The sequence below is a fragment of the Limnohabitans sp. genome, assembly GCF_036804465.1.
Taxonomy (GTDB): Bacteria; Pseudomonadota; Gammaproteobacteria; order Burkholderiales; family Burkholderiaceae_C; genus Limnohabitans.
Genome location: NZ_DAIRSK010000008.1, coordinates 28,760 through 33,899 on the forward strand (window position 1 = coordinate 28,760; position 5,140 = coordinate 33,899).

The following is a 5,140-nucleotide window of genomic DNA, read 5'->3' on the forward strand; positions in this document are numbered from 1 at the left end:
TGTCCATTTGCGCTGTTGTCAACGCCACCACTTGGTCGGTGGTCAAGGCAGCCACACCAGCGGTGCTGATGGAAGCGAGTTGATCGGACGTCAAGCTCACCAAATCAGCGGTTTCAATGGCTTTGACTTGCGAGGAAGTCAATACCGCCATTTGGTCTGTGCTGAGCTTGTTGATTTGGGCTGTGCCCAAAGCCACCACTTGCGCAGAAGTCATCCCTTTGACTTGAGCTGTGGTCAACACAGCCAACTGGTCAGACGTCAGGTTGCTGACTTGCGCCGTGGTCAGCGCGCTGACATTGGCGGTGCTCAAAGCAACCACTTGGTCGGTGGTGAGGTTGGTCACTTGGGCCGTGCTCAAACCTGCTACTTGGGCTGTGCTCAAACCGGCCAATGCGCCCGTGCTGAGAGACGCCAAGGCAGCGGTGCTGACTTGGGCCAAATCAGCCGTTTGGAAGGCAGCCACTTGGGCAGAGCTCAAGGCGCTCAGGGCGTCGGTGCTCAAGCTGGCAGCTTGGCCCGTGGTCAAGGCCACAATTTGAGCGGTGGTCAGCTTGGCCGCTTGCGTGGTGGTGATGGCTGACAAGGCTGAGGTGGTCAAGACCGCCACATCGGCCGCTTCAATGGCCGCAATTTGGGCCGTGGTCATGACCGCCAATTGGTCAGAACCCAGCTTGCTCACCTGCTCGGTAGACAGCGCCGCCACTTGGGCGGTACTGAGTGCGTTCACTTGTGCCGTGGTCAATGCAACCACTTGCGCGGTGGTGAGTTTGCTCACCTGCGTGGCAGCACTCAAACCAGCCAAGGCTGCTGTAGAGATGGACTGAATTGCATCGGTGCTGAGTTTGACCAAGTCGGCGGTTTCAAGCGATGCCACCTGGGCAGAACTCAAACCAGCCAAGGCAGCAGTACCCAGCTGCGCCGCTTGTGCGGTGGTCAAAGCCACCAGCTGGTCGGTCGTCAGGTTGGCTGCTTGCGCGGATGTCAACGCGCCGATGGCTGCGGTGCTGATTTTGGCTAAGTCTGCCACCTCAAGGGCTTTGACTTGTGCTGTGGTCATCGCTTCTAACTGAGTAGAAGACAACTCGCTGGCTTGCTTGGTGGTCAAGGCCACCACTTGCGCGGTCGTCAGGCCAGCCACCTGAGCGGTGGTCATGGTGTTCATGGGCGTGCCCACCAACAAAGCGGCCAATTGCGGCGTGGTCAACGAGCCCACTTGGTCGCTGGTCAACGCAGCGGTCTGCGCGGTGGTCATGCCGCTGATTTGGTCGGTCGACAAAGCACGCAGTTGTGCGGTGCTCAGGGACACCACAGCATCTGTGGAGAGCTTGGACAAATCAGCGGTTTCCAGCACAGCCACTTGGGCGGTGGTCAATGACACCACTTGGTCGATGCTGAGCTTGCTGGCTTGGGCCGAGGTCAAGGCTGCGACTTGGGCTGTGGTCAATGCAGCCATTTGCGCTGTGGTCACAGCGGCCAACTGGCTGGTGGTGATGGCTGCGACTTGGTTGCTGTCTAAGCCGCGCAAAGCTGCGGTGGTCAAGGCGGCTACCGCGTCTGTGCTGAGCTTGGCCAGGTCAGCCGTTTGCATGGCTGCCACTTGGGCAGAGGTCAAAGCGGCGGCACTGGTGGTGCTGAGTGCGGCTGCTTGCGTGGTGGACAGGGCTACTACTTGGTCTGAGGTCAAGCTGCGCGTTTGTGCGCTGCTGAGGGCAGCAACCGCTGAAGTGCTGAGCTTGGCCAGATCTGCGGTTTCAAGCTTGGCCACTTGGGCAGCGCTCAAGGCGCTGACTTGATCCGTGGTCAAGGCAGCCGCTTGAGCTGTGGTGAGGGCTGCGACTTGGGCTGTGCCCAGTTGTTTGATTTGATCGGTCGTCAAGGCCACCGCTTGTGCGGTGGTCAGGGCGGCGATTTGTGAGGTGGTCAAAGCGCTGACAGCACTGCTGCCCAAGGCGCTGACTGCGTCTGTGGTCAGCTTGACCAGGTCAGCCGTTTGCAAGGCTGCCACTTGGGTGGCCGTCAAAGCAGCAGCAGAGCTGGTGGTGAGTTTTTCGGCTTGGGCTGTGGTCAGTGCCACCACTTGGTCGGTGGTCAATGCGCTGGCTTGAGTGGCGGTTAAGCCCACAATTTGATCGGTGCTCAAGCTGGCCACTTGGGCGGTGCTCAAGGCGGCCACCGCGGCGGTGGTCAAAGCCCCCAGTTTGTCGGTGGTGAGCGTGACCAAATCGGCAGTGTCAATGCCCACCACTTGGGTGGCTTTGAGCGCGGCCATTTGTGTGGTGCTCAAGTTGGTCAACTGCGCCGTGCCCAAGGCTTTGATTTGGGTAGAGCTCAAGGCTGCCACTTGGGCGGTGGTCAAGTTAGTGATTTGGTCGGTGCTCAAGCTGGCAGTTTGAGCGGTGGTCAAGCCTGACAAAGCCAGGGTAGACAAGGCACGGACTTGAGTTGTGCTGAGCTGCGCAAGATCAACCGTGTCCAAAGCAGCCACTTGCACATCACTGAGCACGGCCAGCTGCGACGTGGTGAGCTTGCCCACTTGGTCGCTGGTCAAAGCACGCACTTGTGCACTGCTGAGTGTGGTGAGCTGGGACGAGGTCAAGGCTTGCACACCATTGGTGTTCAAGGCGGCCACATCGGCGGTTTGCATGGCAGCCACTTGGGCGGTGGTCAAGGCGACCACTTGGGAAGTCGTCAAGTTAGCCACTTGGGCGGTGCTCAAGGCCACCATTTGGGCGGTGCTGAGGGCGTTCAGTTGGCTGCTGCTGAGAGACGACGTGACAGATGTGGCCAAAGCAGCCAGGTCTGCAGTTTCAAGGGCAGACACTTGTCCAACAGTCAAAGCGGCTGCTTGGGCAGACGTCAGGGCGCTGGCTTGTGCGGTGCTGAGGGCGGCAATTTGACTGGTCTTGACAGCCGTCAATTGCGCGGTGGTCAGTGCTTTGATTTGATCCGACGTGAAGGCATTGAGCTGCGCTGAGTTGAGCCCATTCAAGGCAGCAGCCGACAAGGCTTGCACCGCTTGTGTGTTGAGGGCAGCCAGATCAGCCGAATCCATCGCAGCCACTTGGGCTGTGGTCATCGCGGCCATGGCCACAGAAGACAAAGCAGCGGCTTGCCCTGTGGTCAAAGCCTTGACTTGGTCACTCGACAAAGCACGCACTTGCACGCCGTCCAAGGTGGCCACGCCGTCTGTTGCCAAAGCAGCAATATTGCCCGCGGTGGCGGCACTCAACTGATTGGCAGTGAGGGTAGAGACTTGGTCTGACGTGAGCTTGCTGACTTGGGCTGTGGTCAAAGCGGCTGTTTGTGCAGTTGACAGCACCGCAATGTGGCCCGTGGTCAGGGCGCGCACTTGGTCGGTCGACAGCTTGGCCATGCTGGCAGTTTGCAAAGATCTCACTTGCAAGGTGGTCAGGCTGTTGACTTGTTCTGTGCTCAACACCGCTGTTTGCGCTGTGCTGAGCGTGGCAATTTGGGCCGATCCCAATGCAGCCACTTGGGCGGCTTGGAGTTTCTCAAACTTAGCTGCGCTCAGGGCGGCCACTTGTTCGGTACTGATGGCTGACACGGCCTTGGTGCTGATGGCACGCAGTTGATCGGTCGACATATTGGCCAATGCCGAGGCCGCCAATGCGCCTACTTGGGCTGAGGACAAAGCAGCCACTTGGGCGGTGCCCAGCTTGGCTGCAGCTGCGGAGGTCAAAGCGGCGGCATGTGCGGTGGTCAAACCAGCCACTTGGCTGGTTTGCAGCGCTGACAGCTGGTCGGTCGACAAGGACACCACTTGCGCGGTGGTCAAACCAGAGATGGCCAAGCTGCTGAGGGAACGAATTTGATCCGAACCCAATTTGGCCAAGTCAGCGGTTTCTAGGTATTGCGCTTGTGTGCGGCTCAGGGCAGACAGCTGGGCGGTGCCCAAACCAGCGGCTTGGGTGGTGGTGAGGGCCACCAACTGGTCGCTGGTAAGCGCCACGGTAGCAGCGCTACTCAGGGCGGCGAGTTGGGAGGTGCTGAAATTAGAAAAGTCGGCGGTTTCAATGCCTTTGAGTTGTGCGGCTGTCATCACCGACAACTGAGCCGTGCTGAGGTTGGCCACTTGGGCTGTGGTGACGGCTGCAAGTTGTGCAGCGCTGAGGGCACTGAACTGTGTGGTACCCAAATTGCTGAGCTGACCAGCTGTCAAGGCCGCGACTTGGGCGGTGGTGACGGCGGCCACTTGTGCCGTGGTCAAGCTGTTGAGCTGATCGGATGTCAAGTTACCCAATTGCGCCGTGGTGAGTGCTGCGAACGCAGCGCTGGACAAGGCCTGCACCTGTGATGTCGTGAGCTTGGCCAAATCGTCCCCAGCCAAGCCTTTGGCTTGGACTGCGTTCAGCGCTTTGACTTGCGCATCTGTCAAATTAGAGACTTGCAGCGTGCTCAAAGCGGTGATCTGTGCCGTGTCCAAGCCTGCAATGGCCGCTGTCGTGATGGCACGCAGCTGGGCTGTGTCGAGTTTGGCCAAGTCGGCTGTTTCCAGTGCCTTCACTTGGCCGCTGCTCAGCGCAGCCAACTGGGCTGTGCCCAGCTTTTCAATCTGGGTCGTGGTCAATGCGGCCACTTGGGTGCTCGTCAACGCACGTACCTGTGCCGTGGTCAAACCCGAGGCTTGCGCGGTGTCCAACGCAGCCACTTGGGCTGTGGTCATCGCAGCCACGGCGCCAGTGGTGAGGGCTTGCACTTGGGCGGCACTCAGGCCTGCCAAATCAGCCGCATCCAAGGCAGCCACTTGCTTGCCGCTCAGGGCGTTGACTTGGGCTGTGGTGAGCTGCGCCACTTGCGCTGAACTCAGGGCTTGCATTTGCGCTGTCGTCAGCGCCTTGACTTGTGCTGTCGTCAGGTCATCTATTTGGGCGGTGGTCAAGGCAGCCACTTGCGCGGTGCTCAACTGGGCAACCGCTGCCGTGCTGATGGACTGCAGCTGGGTGGTGGTCATCGCCGCCAAGTCTGCTGTTTCAAGCGCTTTGACTTGTGTGGCCGACAAACCAGCCACTTGGGCCTCTGTCAGGCTAGACACCTGCAAGGTGCTCAGGCTCGCCACTTGGACGCTGTCCAAGCCTGCAATGGCCGCTGTCGTGATGGCACGCAGCTGGGCTGTGTCGAG

The 5,140-nt window shown here is 59.7% G+C and carries 1 protein-coding gene; it reads right to left on the reverse strand.

The window, feature by feature from the left end; genetic code table 11:
• Nucleotides 1-5,140: beta strand repeat-containing protein (locus V7Q41_RS05730; RefSeq protein WP_333844079.1), on the reverse strand; the 5,140-nt coding region annotated here is incomplete at both ends.